Origin of the sequence: Paenibacillus sp. P32E, from assembly GCF_001909085.1 — a bacterium.
Classification (GTDB): Bacteria; Bacillota; Bacilli; order Paenibacillales; family Paenibacillaceae; genus Paenibacillus_AQ; species Paenibacillus_AQ helianthi.
In genome coordinates this window covers 111,947-132,171 of record NZ_LVYY01000006.1, presented here as the reverse complement: position 1 = coordinate 132,171, position 20,225 = coordinate 111,947, and the positions used below count along the sequence as shown (strand labels likewise).

Below are 20,225 nucleotides of genomic sequence, written 5' to 3'. Positions count from 1 at the left end.
GATGAAAGAGCCCTATTCGGCCAAGCTTGAATTATTTGCTGAGAATGCACAGCGGGTCAAAAAAGGATTTGCCTGGAAAAATGCCCAGGTCAACCGCCTGGCGGCACTGCTGTATACTGCCGAGAACAAAATAGCCGACAGTGACGCGATTCGTGCCAGCTATGAATTGATTAAGGAGCATACCGGAAGCTTTTCTACATTTAGAGGTACTACCGCAATCAGCATTGCCGCCCTGCTCTCCCTATCTGCTGAGCAAGAGCAGCAACTCGCAGACACATTGGCTGTCTATGAAATGCTCAAGGATGTTAAATTCAGAGCCTCTGACTATCTTGTCATAGCCGCCTATCAGATCGCTGTGAATACAACATCGGATCAATATCAACAGACAGTGGAACGGGCAAAAGCGTTCTATGACCGCATGAAGTCCAGGCACCCTTTCCTTACGGGCCGTGACGACTATATCTTCGCTGCGATGCTCGGCCTCTCTGGTATCAACGTGGAGAGCGGAGTAGAACGGATGGAGCAGCTATATACTGTGCTGAAACCCGAGTTTCTGTCCGGAAACAGCGTACAGGCGCTGACGCAGGTGCTGGTTCTTGGGGAAGATGCCTCGGAAACAGCAGCCCACGTACTTGCCCTGCGCGAGGCGTTTCGCGCTAGAGGAATCCGGCTGGATAAAGAATATACCCTATCCTCTCTTGGCGTATTATCTCTGCTGCCCTGCACCCAGGGAGAGATCGTGAATGATGTCTCGGAGATCTATGAGTTTCTGCGCACCCAAAAGGGCTTCGGCAGCTGGTCCATTACGAAGCAGGAGCTGCTCCTGCTGTCGGCTGCTATGGTAGCTTTCAAATATGTAGAAGAGGCTAAAAACGGTGTGGTGACCACGACGCTGACCACCAGTATTACCAACATTGTCATCGCGCAGCAGACCGCTATTGCCGCGGCGGCTGCCGCATCAGCAGCCAGCGCATCTTCAGCTTCAAGTTAGTCCATTGGTTGCGCATTCAAAAGTTCAATCGATTGTAACAAGAAAATTATTCAATTCCAGTTACTGGCTGCATGTAAGTGTTATAATCACTTTGATTTATTCACTCACTCCTGTATGGCAGGGGTGAAAGAACATGCAGAAACAGGTGATCAAATGTTTGAACTGAAATGGCTGTGGCAGAATCTGCAGGGAAACCGGGCCCGGTATATTCTGGCGCTATGTCTATCGGTGGCGGGCTCAAGTCTGACGATTGTGAATCCGTACCTCAGCCAGCGTATTGTCGATACGTTCATTGCCGGAGACGATGCCGTGCAGAATCTGACGGATAAGCGCGGGCTGCTCATCATGCTCTGCCTGGGGATGATCGGCTTTTCCCTGCTCCGCACAGGTCTGGCCTACTTTACGACCATGCAATATGAGCGCTCTTCGCAGAACATGCTGTACCGCATCCGCATCTATTTGTACAACAAGATTCAAGGACAGGACCGGGAGTATTACGACCATAACCGCACCGGTGATCTCATGACCAAGATGACAGGGGATTTGGACATGGTCCGGCACTCGATGGCGTGGATTTTCAAAACGATCATCGAATCGCTCACGATTTTCGCGGCCGCCGTGATCTATTTTTTCAGCATCGATATCGGCCTGACGTTGTGGATGCTCACCCTGTCACCACTAATTTTTGTCGTAGCCTACATATTTGCCAAGCATGTACGCCCCATGTATGTGGACCTGCGCGAGCGGCTGTCCCAGCTTAACACGACCACGCAGGAGAATATTTCCGGCAACCGGGTGGTCAAGGCTTTTGCCCGCGAGGCATACGAAATTGAGAAATTCACAGAAAAGAACGTCAACTTCTCGACCGCGAATAAAAAAGCAGCGCTCGTATGGCTGGACTACTTCCCGTATCTGGAAACCTTTGCCCAGGGCTTCAACGTCATCCTGATGCTGGTGGGCGGGCTCTACCTGATGGATAACCGGATCACCTTTGGTGAATTCGCTGCCTTCTCCTCACTGGTCTGGGCCATATCGAACCCCATGCGCAACATCGGCATCATTATCAACGACATTCAGCGCTTTTTCGCCAGCTTGACCAAGATCGTCGAGATCTATTACGCCCGGCCGACTATTGTCAACGAGCATAAGGCTACCACCAAACGCCGCTATGAAGGCCGGATCACGTTCGAGCATGTCACCTTCAAATATGACAGCGCTACAGTTCTGGATGATGTCAGCTTCACGGTGGAGCCCGGCGAAACCATTGCAATTATGGGTTCGACAGGGTCAGGCAAAACAACTCTCATCAATCTGATTCCCCGCTTCTATGATGTGTCCGGCGGGCGTGTGCTGGTAGACGGGGTTGATGTCCGTGAGCTGGAGCTTGACGAGCTGCGCGGCAATATCGGTATGGCCACTCAGGACGTTCTTCTGTTCTCCGATACCATCGACGGAAACATTGCCTATGGCGAACCCGAGCTTCCAGAGGAAGAGGTCGTAGCCTATGCCAGACTCGCAGCCGCCCACGATTTCATTGTCCGGATGCCTGAAGGGTATGATACCGTGGTCGGGGAGCGCGGCGTCGGCCTGTCCGGCGGGCAGAAGCAGCGCATTGCGCTCGCCCGCGCCCTGGCCGTCCAGCGGTCTATCCTGGTTCTGGATGATACCACCTCCGCTGTGGATCTGGAGACGGAGGAGCACATTCAGAACAGTCTGCGCGGGCTGGACTATCCCTGCACGAAGCTGATTATCGCGCAGCGGGTATCCACCACTGCTGAGGCTGACCGCATCCTCATCCTGGATGGCGGACGGCTGATTGAAGAAGGCACCCATGCCGAACTGCTGGCACAGCGGGGCTATTATTATGATGTATTTATGCTGCAGAACGAAGGTATTGGAAGGCAGGTGATGGCTCATGGCCAGGAATAAATTCGACGTCGACGAGAATCTGGAGTCGCCTTTTGACATCAGGCACTTCCGCCGTGCGATGATCTATATCCGGCGGAAGAAGACGCCGATGATTGTCGCATTTATACTGAGTGCTCTCTCGGCAGCCATCGCATTGTCAGCACCGCTGATCCTGCAGCATGTCGTTGACGTAACCATCCCCGCCAAGGAGAAGCTTCACTTGGTGGGGTGGTCGCTGCTGATGCTGCTGACCATCGTGGTCAGCGTCATTCTGGCTACCATCCGCTCCCGGATCATGACAAGCGTCGGGCAGGATATTATATTTGACATCCGCACGGATTTGTTCTCACATTTGCAGGAGCTGCCCTTCAAATATTACGACGACCGCCCGCAGGGTAAAATCCTGATTCGGGTCGTGAACTACGTCAACGCGGTTTCCGATGTGTTATCGAACGGGATCATCAACTTTATTCTGGAGATTGTCAATTTAATCTTTATCGCCGCATTCATGTTCGCCGTGGATGTAAGGCTCTCCTTCGTCATTCTTGCAGGACTGCCAGTGTTCCTAGGCATCATGCTGCTGATCAAAACCCGGCAGCGGCGAGCATGGCAGGCCGTATCCAACAAAAGCTCCAATCTGAACGCCTATACCCAGGAGAGCATTACCGGTATCGGCGTGACACAGATCTTTTCCCGTGAGCAGCAGAATGAAGGGATTTTTACACGCCTGTCGGGCAATTTCCGCAAGGAGTGGATGCGGGCAGTATCTTACAATATGCTGATTCCTTTTTCGGTAGATAACCTGTCCACCATCGTTACAGCCTTGATCTTTCTTGTAGGTCTGCTGACCCTGGACCCCAAGGATGTAACCTTTGGTGTCATTCTGGCCATGAGCAGCTACGCCGCCCGCTTCTGGCAGCCGATTCTGAATCTCTCGAACCTGTACAATAACTTCATTAATGCCGTAGCCTATCTGGAGCGTATCTTTGAAACGCTGGATGAGCCGGTTACCGTCAGTGATATTCCGGATGCCCGGGAGCTTCCGCCCGTTCAAGGCCGGGTCACCTTCGATGATGTGACCTTCGCCTATGACCCGGGGCTTAACATTCTGGAGAATATCTCCTTCGACGTCAAGCCCGGGGAGAGCATTGCCCTGGTTGGACCGACAGGTGCAGGCAAAACGACCGTCGTCAATTTGATCTCGCGTTTCTATGACTTGACCGGGGGACGAATTCTGATCGACGGCCAGGATATTTCGCAGATTACGCTAAAGTCTCTGCGCAGCCAAATGGGGATTATGCTTCAGGACAGCTTCATCTTCTCGGGCACCATTCTGGACAATATCCGTTACGGGAAGCTCGATGCTACCGAAGAAGAAGTCATCGCTGCCGCCAAAGCGGTCTGCGCCGACGATTTCATCCGTGAATTCGATCAGGGCTACCTGACCGAGGTCAATGAGCGCGGCTCCAAGCTGTCGCAGGGACAGCGGCAGCTCATCTCTTTTGCCAGAACGTTGCTAGCCGATCCGCGGATTCTCATCCTGGATGAAGCCACTTCGTCCATCGATGCGAAGACGGAACGCCTGCTGCAGAAAGGTCTGAACGAACTGCTCAAGGGACGAACCTCATTCATTATTGCGCATCGCCTCTCCACCGTTAGGAACTGCGACCGCATCATGTATGTATCGGACAAAGGCATCGCGGAGAGCGGCTCGCATGATGAATTGATTGCCCGCCGGGGTCTGTATTACCGGCTGTATTCGGCGCAAAAGATGGAAGCCTGAGACACAGTAAGGCTCCAATAGCAGAAGGAAGACCCCGGTTCCAGGAACCGGGGTCTTCTTATGTCCTTTTAAGTGATAACAGGTAATCCTTTACACGTCCGGCTGTCCGCATCCGGTTTAACAAATCTCATAGCCAACCGTCAGTCTGAATCCATACAGCTCGTAGCCGATCTGCGTATAGAGGCGAATAGCCTTCTGATTGTTTCCATGCGTGCCCAGGGTAGCGATGGTTTTCCCCTGCGTTTTCAGGTAATCCAGTGCAGTACAGATGATGTTCCGGGCAATACCTTGTTTCTGCCATTCTGGAATGACAAATACATTCTCCGTTGCACTTCTCTCCTCTGATATTCTCCAGGTCGAGGTATTGGCGATCAACTCGCTGCCATGAAACGCACAGAAGTTGACCATTTCCTGCGCTCCCTGCATCCAGCTTAATTGGTTCATGCTCCACGCCACACCGTCAAAGGAAGCAAGTTCCGCTTGGTGATACTTCTCCAGAGCCTCACTGTTATCCAGTACAAAGGGCTGTACCTGCACACCATCAGGTAATGGATACCTCGGAATCTCCTGCTCCAGATCATACTTGAACACCACAATCGTATCAAAGATGGTAAATCCGCGTGCGAGGTAATAGCTCAATTCTTTTAGGTTATCCGTGTCAAAATAGTTAGCCATCACAATACGCTTATCCGGATACTCCGCTTTGATGTCTCTGGACCGTCCGATCAATGCAGCTGTCAGGGCATCCTTGACACGCTCATCCTCCCTATTATCCGCAAAGATAATATCAAAAGTCAGATAGCGGACAAAGTTGCTGTCTTCCGCCTGCCGGACCGCATGAAAGGTATCATGCTCCATCAGATGGGCCACGGCTACAATTTCCCCAGCTCCATTAACTGCGCAGAACATATTTTGCTTAGCCAGATCGCCATGATACAGAAACAGCATGTTAAGAACAAAATCCAGACTTTCAATTTGCGCTGCATCTTCCTCTTGCGGATTGCGGATTACAAAATCATTCATTTACGAACATCGTCTCCCATCATTTGGAATCATTTAACCTAAATAATGGGCTTGCAAGCTCAATCCGGCAAGGTAGAGTTTTAATATAGGCATTTTCACCTGGATATCTTCTGGCTGCATACCTTGACCTTGAAGCATACTTCAACCTTTATACTCTAGATATCGTACTCCAAACGGAAAGGTGGTCTATCTATCACATGGATATATACAACAAAAGGCGTTCTATAAGGAGCTTCCTATTTTGAAAAGTAGAGAACACCCTGAAGCACCTTGAGCACATGGGCGTAGAAAATATAAAGCCTTACCGGATAGGTAAAGTTAAATTATCCAGCGATGTTGCGGAGTACTCCTTTGAGGACATGCAGGTATTCACATTAAATGATAAGAAATCTCCTGATCAGAAGGTGATTCTCTATATCCATGGCGGTGCCCATACCCATCAACCGTTAGCTTTTCACTTCAGGTTCATGGATCACATGGCTCAAACCTTGAATGCCAAAATCATTGCGCCCATTTATCCCAAGGTGCCTAATTTCAACTATCAGCATACCTATCCAAGACTCCTGAACTTATACAGAGAAATTCTTGAATCCATTAAGAATCCTGAACAACTAACCCTCATGGGAGATTCGGCAGGCGGAAATATCTCGCTTAGCTTCGCACATTACATCCAAATGAATCATCTTCCGCAGCCCAAAGATATTATTTTGTTATCTCCATGCGTGGATATGGTATTGGATAATCCGGTGCTGTTCGACTATGTGACAAGAGACCCCATGTTGGCTGTGGAGGGATATGATGTGATACACCAAGGCATCGCTCACAACACCTTTGTGTATCCCAAAATGAATCATGTTTTCGTTCTTTTTCCTATCCCTGAAGCCCATGATGCAAAACGTAAAATGATTGACATTATTAACAGTTGAATGAAGGAGCCTATGCTATACTCTTTACGTCAATTGGGATGAACTCCCAATCAACTAGGACTGGAGATGAAGCAATGATTATAACACCTACGTTACATTTTCACGGAGAATGCGAAGAGGCCATCGGACTATATCAGCAAGCGTTTGACATCAGAATAGACTTCATGTTGCATTATACCGACGCTAACCAACAAGACTGGAATCATGAATTGACAGAAGAACAAAAAGGCTATGTCTATCATGCTGAGGCTTATCTCGGGGAACAGCGCATTATGCTCTCGGATGAACTAGCCCCAGCAGCTGCTGCAAGCACATCATTATTTCTCACGATCACCTTTGAAACCGCCACTCAAGTAAAAAAGGCCTATGAAGTTTTGAAGGCTGGAGGTACGATCATTCATCCGCTGCGCGGTACGACCTATAGCTCCTGTATGGTTTCCCTTGTCGATAAGTTTGGCATCCGCTGGGGACTCATGACGGAACAGACCGATAGATAGAATCCAGGGATACACCAAGAAGGTCACTCACTGCGAAACACGCGAAAGCCCTGATCAGGGCCTATGCCACTAGCCTCGAACTTCCCCTGAAAAGTTAGCTCGCTGCTGCTGACATCGCCCACCCAACCGCCGCCTTTAAGAACCCGGTAGGAGCCGCTGTTATTATTATTCAAGTCTCCGTACCAGTTCCAGCACCATTCTCTGACATTGCCCGACATATCATAGAGTCCCAGCTCGTTGGGCTTTTTGTTACCGACGGCCTTAGTTTGATTATGATTATTTTCTATCACCGGCCAGTTCCAATCACCAGATAAGTATTGATCTCCGGTGTTTCTCCAATACCATGCCACCTCATCTGCACTATTGCTGCCGCTGTATGTATAACTCTTGCTCATCCGGCCTCCGCTGGCAGCATATTCCCACTCCATTTCTGTCGGCAACCGGTAACCATTAGCTCCTGCATTGATCGTTACTGTCCATTTAACATTATCGATATCACTCTTATTATTCGGGTCCATTGTATTCTTGTCTATATTGTAATAGGGTTCTAAGCCCTCTTGTATACTCCTTTTATTACAGTACTCCACAGCGTCATACCAGCTTACCCTCTCTACCGGCAAATTGTTGCCTCTAAAAGCTGACGGATTATTCCCCATGACCTCAGACCACTCTTTTTGAGTGACCTCATATTTTCCTACATAAAAGTCTGTTAGAGTTACATTCTTCCCGTAGTAGCTGGACTTAGTATTCATAAAAGTTCCGCCTTGAACGAATATCAAATGATCTGGTTTTTCTTGCGGGTTGTCAGGCTTCCTCTGCGACTTGTCAGGCTGTTCTTGCGAACAAGCGCTAAGTACAATCATAATCATCACTAAAAGGATACTGGATAGCTTTCTCATGGATTCAGCCCTTTCACTCAATATTGTAAAATGAATACCGCCGGCCGTGAGACCGGCAGGACTCACCTATCGGAGATTAAAAGACTGTTACCACACGGTTACGTTAGAGCTCCCGCTGCTCTGGTATCCCTCTGTCGCTAACACCTGGTAAGCCCAGCTGCTGCCCAGATTCATTCCTTTACTCTGCCAGGCATTAACGTGGTTGCTAAACGTGATAGCGACGTTGCTGCCCGTTGCCCGCTTAGACTGTCTTACACTCCAGAACTGGGTGAATGTTTGGTAGCCGTCAATGGAAGGCGCATTGGTTCGCAGAGTCGTATAGATGTCATAAGTGCCTCCATCACTGGTCACAGTGCCTTTATACGTTCCAGTAGGTCTATATGTGCCCCAACTATCAACGACGTAATATTCAATGAGTGAGTTTCTCGTCCACCCGTAGAGAGTCAAATATCCATTGCCGCTAGGTGCCCAGACACCAGCATTATAGTTAATGGTCCGGGTGGGAGATCCGGTGGTCCAGCCTTTGCCGATCACGAAATTGCCGGTATTGGACCAATTAACACTATAGTTCCCGCCAGATCCGTTCACAGCATTTACTGTTCCACCGCCATCGGTCCAATTCTGCCAATAGTCTGTATCTGCACTGGCAGTTGCAGCAAACAGGCCTGTCATTGAAACGGCCATCACTAACGTCAAGATTTTCTTGTTAAACTTAAACATGATTGTACCTCCCATATTTTCTGATTTGTAATTCCTTACTTTAATCCACTAGATTATCACTCTAAGTAAATCACTCCCTCTCATTTGTGAGCCATCCCCAGCAAAAAAGTCATCTAACATATGCAAGACAAGCTACGTCTTGTATATGTAAATTATAGGAAGTAAGCGCATACATTTCAAATTACCAAATTCAAGATTTACCCCCTATTTTTTTCACTAATTTTTGGAAAGTCATCCATATCCGTTTGTCTCATAACGCAAAAAGCCGACCCTATAAAGGGACGGCTAGGCATTTGGGGAACTAATCCAGCGCTGTCCAAATGTTAAGCGCATGTGAGCGAACCGCAATGTTCGTGTGATTTCTGTACAGCCTCAGACGGTCTGCACACTCCGGACTCCACAATAGGGCACTTCCAGCAACTTCGAGCACAGAAAGCCCAATATACTGAGACTCGTAACCATTACCCTCAGCCCCTAGCAGATCTACAATATCTAATAGGGTTTCCGGATTCCAATAACCCCTACTGTCATTTAAATAATATGCGACCTGCTGATAAGCATCACTTAACAGCTGTGGCTGATTTGAAACACAGTTAACCATGCGGTTGAGATAAGCGGCGGATTCCTCCACGACATTCCAGTCTATGGCTGCTATATATAATTTCATCACCAGCTGCTGCAAGGTCTCATCCAATGCCAGAACATCAATAATCCCCATATACAAAGGAATCAGGTTTACGCGTGTGATCTTCTGCAATGACGTCAGCTGGTCTGCAAATTTCAGGAGACGCTGCCGGTGAGGCAAATCTCTTGTGGCAGTTGCATTCCATTTATCACTTATCGCTGCACTGGCCAGCTTCTGACAAACACTAATTACGACCTCATTGACCTTACCATCACGGCAGGTTTCGATCAGAGTATTCATAGCAAATTCCCACCTGGTGCTATCCTCCAAATCCGTAATCGCCTGGGCCGTAGCAGCTGCAATAACTTCTTCATTTCCACTTATCCACTGCATCATACAACTGAAAGCACACCTGCCAACAAATACATCCGAATGACCTGAGATTTCAATGATTAATGCTAAGTAGCGCGCTCTATAGTCTAGCGGAAGATCATGAGGCTGTTGAGATAATAAACTTCTCACGATGTCACTTTCTGCTGAAGAAGCCATTGCCTTTAATATAGTCCAGCCGCGTTCATCATCCAAAAGCTGTCTCGCTGCATGACCTATGGATATCATTACATCCTTGTGTACGTTTGTTTTTGCGAACTCATCCATCAATAGCGGGATACTGTCACTGCTTCTATAGGCACCCAGTAACCGGATGGCCTCTTTTCTGACAGTGACTTTCAGCTGGTCCCGGTTCAACAGCTCTCTAAGCATTGCAGTCAGTAACACCGGGTTCACCCTGCGGATACATCTGGGTATAGAGTACATGGCTACACGGGCCCGGTCCCCATCCAGATGCTCCAGCAGAACAGGAAGCGCCTTTTCCGGCTCTTCCAGGAGTGAAAGGGCATGAAGTGCAGCTTCTGCTACGGTTACCTCTTCATCCTGCACAAGCTTCAGTAAGGGACCCGGGCCAAGATCTGGCATACTTGCCATGATCCTAATGATTCTTGAACGTTCGGTCAGGCTGCGCTTGGCATCGAAGGCGACTTTTGTGAATAAGGAGCTTAATGATTGTTGCTGCCTTGGCAGCCACCTGTTAAACCCTTCAGTAGCCGGCAGAAGATAAATCGTTTTACCCGATAAAAACCTGCCTTTGATCGCAGCCCCCGAAATAAAGGGGTCCAGCCACTCTTGACGTTTCCGGTGCAGATGGAGGAACACTTCATAGACTGTAATGAACGATTTATCCAAAGCCAGTAACTCTTTCACTCTTTCATCACGTGTGGTATGCGGGGCAAGCCAATGTCTGGCCGCTTGTATAGCTGTAGAATCTGTTTTTGCTCCCGTGGCTTCCTTTAACAGATTCTGAAGTCTGTTGATGCCGTAACCCCGTTTGCCGAATGAATTAGCCAGGCTAATCACCAGATTGTAGTCTTCTCTCCGGTTGGCTTGCACAGCTAATGGATAAATGGCGTCGAAGATGCTCCCTTCAATCCCCCGGGGTACATTCTTCTCTAAGGATGGCAGTGAGAGCTGACCACTCTGCTTGCCCAGTTTCCGGATCGTATCAACAGCGAATTTGAACAGCTTACCCTGAGGATCGAAGGCATGATGCCGCAGAATTGCGAATGCCAGCTGTTGGACGCAGTACTTTGTACCATATGAAGTATCTCTCGCATCTATAACACTATCAACGAGCACGGTAAGCTCTTGGACATGGGCATCCGTGAACACAGACGCAGGACTATCCGACAGCTCTTTGAACACTGCTCCCCGGACAGGGTCCTGGTCATTTTTGATCCGCCGCAAGAACAGCAACGTCTCATCCATGCCCTGTCTCGATAGAACCGCACTCCTGATCAGCTGCATAAGCGCCGTGGCGCGTTCGTCTGCATTCGATACCTGTGTGGCTTGTTCAAGCTTCTCTCTGGAATGTTGAATAGAACGGCAAGCGGTAATTCTAATCGTCCGGTCCTGGTCATCCTTGATTTCACGAAGTCCCAGCATCCGGGCAGCTTCCTTGTCACGCAACGTATGCGGCAATACATACAGTAATCCTTCCGGAAAAATACGCTCTTGGCGTCTATCCTCTGCATACACCGCATCAAAAATCACTTTCCGGCTGGAAGGGGGCATATGATGGAGCAGCTTCGCTATTTGCATAGGACGATCTGCTAGTAACTTAGCCACTTCAATCCATTGATCGATGGATAAATAATTTCTTCTTTTTAGAATCTCATCAGGTACGCCATGAGCAAGCAGATCGCTGCGCGACTCGTTTCTTGTAAGCAGCATATACACTGTATCAGGATGGATTCGAACTAAAATGCCGAGTTGTTTTTTCAGCACAGGATGTATGGTCCCCAGGGGTCCATGATTCATAGCACATTCTAAAAGCAAATCCGCCTTGGAATGCCCCAAAATTTCGATAGCCGATGAGAATCTCCACCACACATATCCCTTTTCCCTGGGGGGTGTGCTCTCCAAAGTGGTTCTGAAATACTCTGCAACCACGTCTAGATGACGACTAGCCAGCTTGCGCCAATTATGAATGACATATCCAATGTCCATTAGCCATTTGCGAACCGTTTCCTTATAACATGCAGATAGCAATAGGGACGCCTCTTCCGCTCCCCACCCGGCATATACAGAAGGCAATAACCGTTCCGCCAATTCCTGACGATTGATCATTGAAACACAGCGCAGCAACTTTCGGCGGCAATCATGCGATAGGTTAGGAAGCTCGCGTTCAATATCCAGATCTGAACCCACTTTGGCCAAAAGCCCCGCTGCCGTATTTCTGACACTTGCCACAGGATGCCGTAGGGCTGACAACACAACCTTAGCATCTTGAGTGACATCCGCACCGGCTAATGCAAGCTGTGCCTCATAGGCACCCCCCTCCAGTAAAGAAGACAGCAATTCGGAGTACTCCGTGGAGCCATTATGATCACGGCCTAGAATGGCTACTGTATGGATTCTGTCTGAATATTTGAGTGCATCCAGTTCTTTAAGCAAGCTCTTTTTATCCATGGGATTTTTTTTGAAAATCATATGCTGCCTCCTCCGTTGTTCTCGTTTCATTCAACTGGATCAACTGGAATATTGGTTCTCATTCATGGTGTTATACTGTATATCTAAATAGTAACTGCCTTCGGGAGTTTCCAGATATAGATTCAAAGAGGCTTGTTCGTAGGGACCAGACTCTACTTTGAACTTTCCTTCACTGTCTAAGGTTACAGTCACGTCTTCTATCTGTTTAGGATGCTTCCCCCCTGTTTGTACCCGCACTTTGAGGCTTTGGCCGGCGAATTGGGTGAACTTTCCTTCAACAGTCAGCGCATGATCTCCATGGAAATCTGCAAAGAGGGTTTGATTGGTGAACATATCCGGCTTAACGTACACTACCTTTGGGGGAAGCTCTGTTAAAACTGAAGTTGGTGTTGCACCCGTCGGCCGCCCCCGTAATTCAGTAAGCTTGGGCCGCAAATATTGAAGGATCTGAGCAGCCTCTGCACGGGTAATCCCCTTATCCCCCTGATACCCTGACAAGGACAGCTCCGTAACCCCCCTCACATAATCCTTCCCTAACACGAACTTCACAGCATCATAGTTTTTGAAATTCAGCCCATCAGCTGCAGCTATAATCTCAGCGATCTTTAGCCGGGTAATTCGACTGTCCCTTGCGGGCAGTTTGGATAATCCATCCAGCGGGAAATTCCGGTCCTTGGCGATCAGGTATGCGGCATCTGCCCAATGCTTTATTTTGACTGGCTGATAAGCTTCAATGTTAACATTGTATGCTTTTAGGAGCATGGTCCAGAATTCAGCTTCGCTTACTGCTGCATCGGGTTTAAAGAGTCCCTTTCCAGCTTCGGTCATGATGCCTGCTTTCAGTGCCCATTCAATGGCCGGGAACGCCTTGTTCCCGGCAATATCCGTCAATTTGCCCGGGTCGGCAGCAGGGTAGATCTTTGATTTTAATTTTGGATATACTTTCACTTTAAGCTGTGAAGATAGGGCACCTAAGGAAGCTGTGATGGTGTAATCCCCTGATTTAACACCCATTATAGCTCCCGTGGAGGATACACTTAGACCATTAGTCCGGTTAACGGAATATTTAACCTCATCGCCCAAGAGCACATCCTTTGTTCCATCATCATAGTTGCCTTCCATTTGAAGCTGAAATGGTCCGCCTTCATTGATCACGATTTCTTTATAGGTTGGAACCAGCTGTGTCAGTACATGACCTTTTCCGGTGGTGAAAGACCATACTTTCGTCTGGGTATCCAAAGAGCCTTCTACTTGATATTCCAGGGATACGGTATACTTGTGATTCCCTTTTAATACCGACTTGGGATAAATAAAAAGAGTATTATCGTCTTTAAATTCTTCATAATAAGGAACCTCCGTTCCTTTCTCATCAGTAAGTACCGTTTGGTGTGAGATCATATTCTTATCTGTAGCTGCAGATATAATATAACCCGAGTACTTGGCTTCAAATTGTTCAAGTGGATTCGGTATTTCACTTCCGTAGAACCCAACAGGTACGTTGGTCTGCTGATCGTAAGGGTATACGGAGATCCCTCCAGCTACAGGCTGTGTTTTTCCAGGACCGCCGGCATCCAACACGGCAGTACCGTTAACCAGGCCAATTCCAATCTCTGTATAGCGGGGGTCCAGTATAATGTCACGGTGATAGGCTGTATCGAGCCACCCTTGAATAGCTGCTTTACTGCTCTTTTGTTGGAAGTGCATGACCTCTCCAGATGCATAGCCCTGCGATCCCGACGCCCAACCCGCCGCCTTCATCCGCGCTATTACCGACTGGCCCGTATAGCCGGGCTTTCCCGATATTTCGGAGTGAGCACTCAGGCCTGGAAGATCCGCTTGATTGTTATTGTAAAATTCAGCATGCGAGATTGCCGCCTTAGTAATCGCTGCATTCAGTTGAACGGGAGGAATCCCCGCCCGGGTTCTCACCTCGTTGAGGAATTGGAGACCTTCCAGCTGATCTTCGGTATACCCGCTCCCCTCACTAGTTGGATCTGCTGCGGCAATATTGCCTGCTGCACTAAATAACCCTGTACTTACAATTCCGAATACCAGTACGAAGAGGACAGTATAATGGATGAAGCGCATACGAGGACTGCGAACTACCTGATTTCGTTTTTTTCCGACAAATAACATGATAATCCCCCTTTTTTCTGAAGTTACCTATTCGACGTTTTTCAATATTTTTCCTCTATATGATCAGAGGTCTCCTACTCCAGCAAAGTAAAAACGCAAAAATGAAGACGCTGGGGGATGTATTCCCGAGCGTCTTCTTGTGTTCTTTTGACATTTGTTTTGACATGATATTAGCATAGTATATTGACAATTATAAAAATAGGTTCATAATAATGATCGGGTGATTATTAATGCAGGTACTTAAAGAAGAACTTAGAACCTTGATTTTGAAAAACGCAGAACAGGAATTTCTACAAAAAAAATTCGAGAATGCCTCCTTACGTAACATTGCAAAAGAAAGCGGCACGACCATCGGCAATATCTATCGCTACTTTTCAAACAAAGAAGCCCTTTTTGATGAACTTGTCAAAAATGAATATAATGCTTTTCTTTATTTGATGGAGCATCATGAAAATGCAGAGGTAGATATCAATCACGAAAATGATAAAAATATGAACTGGCGGGATTATTTTCAGACTTATCTCACAGAGTTTATGCCCATCTTCACTAAACGTTTTCTACTACTCATTGATAGGAGTGAGAATACACAGTACAAATCTGCAAGGAATATGGTTTTAATGACCCTTGAGCAGCATTTCGACAAGCACTTTACTGAGTATGGTATTCGTGCAACGCCAGGATTTACACGTGTTTTAGCTGAACAGATTCTCACAGGTTTGCTTTTTATTATTGAGAGCTGTGAGGACAATAAACAAAAACAACAGCTTATTAGTGACATGTTTGCCTTTTTTATTGAGGCAACCTTGCATTTTTCATAGCTTTATTTTTTGCCCAAATAATGATCACATGATCATTATTAATAAAAAACAGAAAGGAAATGTCTTTTGTATGGAAAATATCAAAAAATTACCTCTTTGGAAATCTATCGTTCTGTTTGCATTACCCAGCGCCTATTTCATTGCGTTAACAAAGTGGTTCACGCCCTTTTTACATGAAAATCTAGGCTTACATCCCTCGCTGAGTTGGTACATAACAGGCCTTCTTGTGTTTGTCCCACTGTTTGCTAGTGCTCTTTTATTCGTAAAAAGGGAAACAGGCATCCTCAATCTCCAAATAGTATTGAGAAGATTGAGGTTAAAAAAGCTGACAAAAAAAGATGTGACTTGGACGCTTTGCGCTACATTGTTGTCATTGGCAGCCATGGGACTAGTATGGTGGATTTCCACTCTGCTTACTCAATATTTTTCTGTTTCCCCACTCCAAACTACACCTAATTTCATGAGCTCCCAGCCTCTGGAGGGCTCTCAAAAATTATATTTGCTCATCTGGTTGCCCATGTTTTTCTTTAATATTGTGGGGGAACAAATGCTGTGGCACGGCTATATTTTACCACGGCAGGAGCTAACCCATGGCAAATCGGCTTGGCTTGTTAATGCCTTCTGCTGGCTGCTATTTCACATTTGCTTTGGTTCCGACTTAATCGTTCTTTTGCTGCCGTTGCTATTTATTGTCCCTTACACAATACAAAAAACTAAGAACACCACGACCGGACTTATTGTTCATGCAATTGTAAATGGACCGATGGCAGTAGTCATCGCTTTAGGTTTTTTTAAGTGAGATAATTTAGCAGGGTGCTTTCCATTTCAAGAACAATTGCCGTATTGGAAATGAATTGCTTCGTCGATTCCTGTATTAACTCTAAAATTTCGTTAGCTTCGAGCTTCATATCCACCCTCCCAATCCATATCCAACCGGCCAGCATCTGATCAACCTGCTTGATCTATAGCTTATCTATTAGAGTATTCCAGGTCAGCTCAAGAACCCCTGTCATGTTGTGTGGTTCATTTGAAATATAGGTAACAACGGCATTCTTATCTGGAAGCATGACAACATATTGACCATATAAACCATCCATTCGATATGAATTAGGATAGGAGTTCATCCAGATGTGATATCCATATCCCTGCTGATGGTCAGCGGTTGCAAAGTCCGGGGTGAAATCTTTGGTTTGAATTTGGACAGATGTTGCCTGTTTGATATAACTTGAAGGAATAAGCTGCTTCCCTTGCCAGACCCCTTGATCAAGAATTAATTGCCCGAATCTGGATAATTGCTCTGCCGTTAAATATAATCCTGCAAATCCCTGCGGAATTCCCTTTGGACAGGTATCCCATTTAGGTTTCGGTATATCCAATTGCTGAAATATTCTTTTATCTAAGTAATCATCTAAGTTAGTCCCTGTGGTCTTGCTTATTATTTTTGAAAGCATGTACGTTGCAGAGTTGTTATATGTAAAATGAGTCCCAGGCTCAAAGATAACCGGTTCTTCAAAGAACAACTGAGAAATATCCCAACTTGTATCGCTTCCCCAATCCGCTTTAACTACTGGGCATTCTGCGTGTCCAGTTCCCATGCACAGCAAATCATGGATAGTCATCTTTATTAAATATTCATTTAAATATACTTTTGGAATATCAGAAAAAAAATCAATAACAGGGTCATTCATTTTGAAGTAACCCTCACTGATAGCAATCCCAACTGCCATTGAAGTAAACGTTTTACTTACTGACCACAAAGGAGCAGGCTTTTCTTCTTCAAAATCATGTTTCGCTATGATCTGACCCTCTTGCCTAACCAGGACATTTAGCACCTGAAGATTTTGACTTTTTACGGACACTATCAAATCATTCAGCAATTTATTATTCATTGTAATCATCTCCGAGTTATTTCCTACAGCTTCATATATTGGTTATATAATTGCTCAAAGGTGTCGTATCGCTCGACCTTTCTTCCTACCCTGTTGTATTCTTCCAGATATTCATCCATGGCCTGCAGGAACTGATCTTTAAATAAATTAAGATGATCTGAATCAAAATACTGCATTAGCTCAAACTTTTTTGTCCCTCTCGTTTCTGTCATTTCATCAAGAAAATTTTGTGTACTCATTGCTGTAAGATAGGCATAGGATTTATCACCTAATTCCACACTTACTATAATCTTATTGCGAAGGTTACACCATAACTCCTCATAGGTACCAGCCAGATTATCATAGCCCGGGACAGGTTGCACTACGAAATCCTTATCCATTTTATGATATAAATCATTCATGCTCTTAAGAATGTTATAGGATGCACTTCTGATTTCCCGGGGAGTCTTCGCATCTATCACAGCCATATATTTCATTTCAAAATCACCAGGAATGTAACGGTATGTACCTATTTCCTCCAGATATCTCTTAAGCCCCCGTTTGAAATAGGTATTGTTCAAATTCGTCAGAGCATTTACCAAATTGAATAAAACTCCGCATGAAGCATACCTTATTGCTCCTAAATCTTCAGATAGCAATGTATTCGTATATTCCTGTTTTGCTACGTCTAAGTACTTTTTTGCTCTACGGATACATTCTTTCCCTATGGGCTTGGCTATAGCATCAAGTGCTCTCTGTTTATATAGGTTAAACTTATCCATGTATTCGGGTTTTGCACAATATAATATCTGTAAATCTACCAGATGTGAAATCATGGGACTCTCGAGATTCGCTTCATCCTCTATTCTTGTTTCCCACGGCGTACAATAGATGTCATATCCAATGTCCTCCAGGATAAAACAAGAAGAGATCCCCCAGCCCCGGTCCGTGTTATTAATGATAATTAGATCAAGGTCGCTTTTTTCATAAAAATCTCCGGTACTAAAAGAACCTGTAAGCCCAATGATTGCAATATCCTCGGGAAAATCTCTCTTCGCACGTTCAATAACCATGTTAATCAGTTTTTCATTTTTAATTAAAATCTTCTGTCTATTCCCATCATCCATATTCCATGTCCCCTCTCAGTCAGATCCAACGATTGATTGTATTGTATCAACCTGCCTGAATAAGGGGTATCCCGACTTTATCTATAAATCAATCTATACCAAAGGCTACGGGATGCAACTCCCGGGCAGCTTTGGACTGATTCATCAGCTCCTGGTACGCATAATTCAATTCCACGTCCTGCCCTTCGATAAATTTCATTTTAAAGGTCTGCTCGTTCATGGGAACTGTAATGTCGGGAGTCGCTCCTCCTTGTCCGTGTTCATCGCTATCCCCTTGAATCTTTTGGTCTTGATTAAGAGATCTGCCATCCGGAAACTGCACGACATATCCTCCCGGCATCTTCATCTCTATAGGAGCGGAGACGACACCGAATGAACCATTCGTAGGCGTAAAGCCGATAATCTTAACATTCGGCATTCCTTTTAAGAACAGAGGTAATCCTTCCCCCGAGCTCGCGGTGTTATGATTAATAAGGACAGCTATTTTCCCTGAAAAGTAAATCCGCGAAGGTTGAACGGTTCTGGTCTCGGCACGGTTGAGCTCGAAGCGTCCTGTGTTCCGGTTGTAGTAACTGACGTATTCAAAGATCCTTTTCCCATTCACGAAATGTCCTGCCATTTGGGCAACCAGGTCATCATCCCCGCCCGGATTATCCCGTAGATCAATGATTATTCCCTTTACATGTTTCTCCTGAAACTCTTTTATTGTATCTTCCAGCACTTTCGCGGGATCAGATTGCGTTGTACCCGGAAGGAAATATCTGATTTTTATATAGCCGTAATTCTCCTTAAGGATCTGACCCTCCACTGGCGGATCTTCTTTCTTCAGCTTTACCTTTGTTTTCTTCAAGGTTTCGTACTGATCGTCATAAGCTGTAAGTGTTGCAGTTATGGCCGCTGAATCGTCCGGATTCTGAAATTTGACTTGGATGTCTTGGCCGATAGGGGCCCTTGCTAAGAACCGTCCTTGATTCTGAATCCGGACTCCTTCCGTTGCCGGCGGGTTCTCACTCCAGAATGTCTGGTCCAATGCCTTGTGAACGTCCTTTCCATCCCAGGTAATAATTTCGGCTCCGAGCTTGATGCCGCATTTGTCAGCCGGGCTGCCCGGTACCAGCAAGCTAACCAACACCTTGCCGTTATCCAATTGAATCACGCTGATTCCGACTCCGCCGCCAACTTCTTTCTTAAATGTGTTATTCCCGTCATACAGATGTTCGTTCACGATTTGGATATGACCGTCACGGAATGAAAAGAGGTAATCCCTTAAAGTTTTATAGTAGAGGTTGGAATCTCGGTTGATTTCCGCTTGGAGGATTAAAGGCTCGTATTTATTCCGCTTAGCTTCCCAATCGACTTTTTTCCAGTCTCCGAAAGGATATTCGGCGGACAATCTTTCGTTCATCGCAATGAAGGCTTGGGTATAGCCCTTATGGCTGAAATCGCTCACTGGATTATATCGGACTTCGCCCGCAATGGTTAAGGCCAATAGCGTTGGCAGGGATCCGAGGACGAAACCGATAACCATGAAGGTCCGAACCTTCGGGGATATGGGTTTAACGGACGGTTTAAAGATTCTTCTAACGGTGAATAAGAAAAGTATGGCCGTTGAGGAGTAAATCAACAGAGCCAGTATAGAGGCATCACCACGGATAAGACTTATAACCGCAATGATTACGCCCGCGCCTGGAATAAAATAAAACCACCGGTTATTTCTGAGAAAAACATACCCCAGCAAGACAAACAAGTACAGCGCGCACAAAATCATTTCCCAGCCCGTTAACCATTTCAATGAATCGAAAATATTAAGTATAAAGCTCATCGTTCATATTCCTCCAATCGGTTCAATGTGTTTCGTA

General features: G+C 46.3%; 15 protein-coding genes. 7 read left to right on the top strand and 8 right to left on the bottom strand.

Annotated features, from left to right (window positions below; all coding sequences use genetic code 11):
- Position 1: 1 nt before the first annotated feature.
- The 3 genes from A3848_RS07530 (at position 2) to A3848_RS07520 (ending at position 4,682) form a co-directional block, all read left to right on the top strand.
- Positions 2-991 (top strand): DUF4003 family protein, encoded by a 990-nt coding sequence (locus A3848_RS07530; protein ID WP_074084340.1) that lies wholly within the window; start codon positions 2-4, stop codon positions 989-991.
- Positions 992-1,144: 153 nt separating this feature from the next.
- Positions 1,145-2,920, top strand: a complete 1,776-nt coding sequence (locus A3848_RS07525; protein ID WP_074084394.1) for an ABC transporter ATP-binding protein — start codon at positions 1,145-1,147, stop codon at positions 2,918-2,920.
- Positions 2,907-4,682, top strand: a complete 1,776-nt coding sequence (locus A3848_RS07520) for an ABC transporter ATP-binding protein (protein WP_074084339.1) — start codon at positions 2,907-2,909, stop codon at positions 4,680-4,682. Before A3848_RS07525 ends, A3848_RS07520 begins: the two co-directional genes overlap by 14 nt.
- A 117-nt stretch (positions 4,683-4,799) precedes the next feature.
- Here A3848_RS07520 and A3848_RS07515 read toward each other — a convergent pair whose 3' ends face one another.
- Positions 4,800-5,705, bottom strand: a complete 906-nt coding sequence (locus A3848_RS07515; protein WP_074084338.1) for a GNAT family N-acetyltransferase — start codon at positions 5,703-5,705, stop codon at positions 4,800-4,802.
- Between the two features lie 278 nt (positions 5,706-5,983).
- On the opposite strand from A3848_RS07515, the gene A3848_RS07510 reads away from it, so the two are divergent.
- Both A3848_RS07510 and A3848_RS07505 read left to right on the top strand, forming a co-directional pair.
- A complete protein-coding gene (locus tag A3848_RS07510) occupies positions 5,984-6,631 on the top strand; it encodes an alpha/beta hydrolase (RefSeq protein WP_083611987.1) in 648 nt (215 codons plus the stop codon).
- Positions 6,632-6,705: 74 nt separating this feature from the next.
- Entirely contained in the window at positions 6,706-7,128 is a 423-nt protein-coding gene (locus tag A3848_RS07505; RefSeq protein WP_074084337.1) for a VOC family protein, read from the top strand.
- Between the two features lie 23 nt (positions 7,129-7,151).
- On the opposite strand, the gene A3848_RS07500 is transcribed toward A3848_RS07505, so the two are convergent.
- The 4 genes from A3848_RS07500 to A3848_RS07485 all read right to left on the bottom strand — a co-directional run bounded on the left by A3848_RS07500 (position 7,152) and on the right by A3848_RS07485 (position 14,553).
- Positions 7,152-8,027: a formylglycine-generating enzyme family protein gene (locus A3848_RS07500; RefSeq protein WP_074084336.1), complete on the bottom strand. Its 876-nt coding sequence runs from the start codon at positions 8,025-8,027 to the stop codon at positions 7,152-7,154.
- A gap of 87 nt (positions 8,028-8,114) precedes the next feature.
- The gene (locus A3848_RS07495; RefSeq protein WP_074084335.1) at positions 8,115-8,747 is read right to left on the bottom strand and encodes a glycoside hydrolase family 11 protein; all 633 of its coding nucleotides are present in this window, start codon (positions 8,745-8,747) and stop codon (positions 8,115-8,117) included.
- Between the two features lie 301 nt (positions 8,748-9,048).
- Positions 9,049-12,417 carry a HEAT repeat domain-containing protein gene (locus tag A3848_RS07490; protein ID WP_074084334.1) on the bottom strand — a complete coding sequence of 1,123 codons (3,369 nt, stop codon included), beginning with the start codon at positions 12,415-12,417 and terminating at the stop codon, positions 9,049-9,051.
- Between the two features lie 39 nt (positions 12,418-12,456).
- On the bottom strand, positions 12,457-14,553 hold the full coding sequence (locus A3848_RS07485; RefSeq protein WP_074084333.1) for a CAP domain-containing protein: 2,097 nt from the start codon (positions 14,551-14,553) through the stop codon (positions 12,457-12,459).
- Between the two features lie 230 nt (positions 14,554-14,783).
- Between A3848_RS07485 and A3848_RS07480 the strand changes: the two genes are divergently transcribed.
- Positions 14,784-15,371 (top strand): TetR/AcrR family transcriptional regulator, encoded by a 588-nt coding sequence (locus tag A3848_RS07480; protein ID WP_074084332.1) that lies wholly within the window; start codon positions 14,784-14,786, stop codon positions 15,369-15,371.
- Between the two features lie 70 nt (positions 15,372-15,441).
- Positions 15,442-16,170, top strand: coding sequence for a CPBP family intramembrane glutamic endopeptidase (locus A3848_RS07475; protein WP_074084331.1), 729 nt, complete (start codon positions 15,442-15,444; stop codon positions 16,168-16,170).
- Positions 16,171-16,333: 163 nt separating this feature from the next.
- Here the strand turns inward: A3848_RS07475 and A3848_RS07470 are convergent, their stop codons facing one another.
- The 3 genes from A3848_RS07470 to A3848_RS07460 form a co-directional block, all read right to left on the bottom strand.
- Complete coding sequence (locus A3848_RS07470; RefSeq protein ID WP_074084330.1) at positions 16,334-17,260, bottom strand: serine hydrolase domain-containing protein; 927 nt, start codon at positions 17,258-17,260, stop codon at positions 16,334-16,336.
- Between the two features lie 23 nt (positions 17,261-17,283).
- Positions 17,284-18,366, bottom strand: a complete 1,083-nt coding sequence (locus A3848_RS07465) for a nucleotidyltransferase domain-containing protein (RefSeq protein ID WP_074084329.1) — start codon at positions 18,364-18,366, stop codon at positions 17,284-17,286.
- An 88-nt stretch (positions 18,367-18,454) separates the two neighbouring features.
- Positions 18,455-20,188 carry a S41 family peptidase gene (locus tag A3848_RS07460; protein ID WP_074084328.1) on the bottom strand — a complete coding sequence of 578 codons (1,734 nt, stop codon included), beginning with the start codon at positions 20,186-20,188 and terminating at the stop codon, positions 18,455-18,457.
- Between the last annotated feature and the right edge of the window lie 37 nt (positions 20,189-20,225).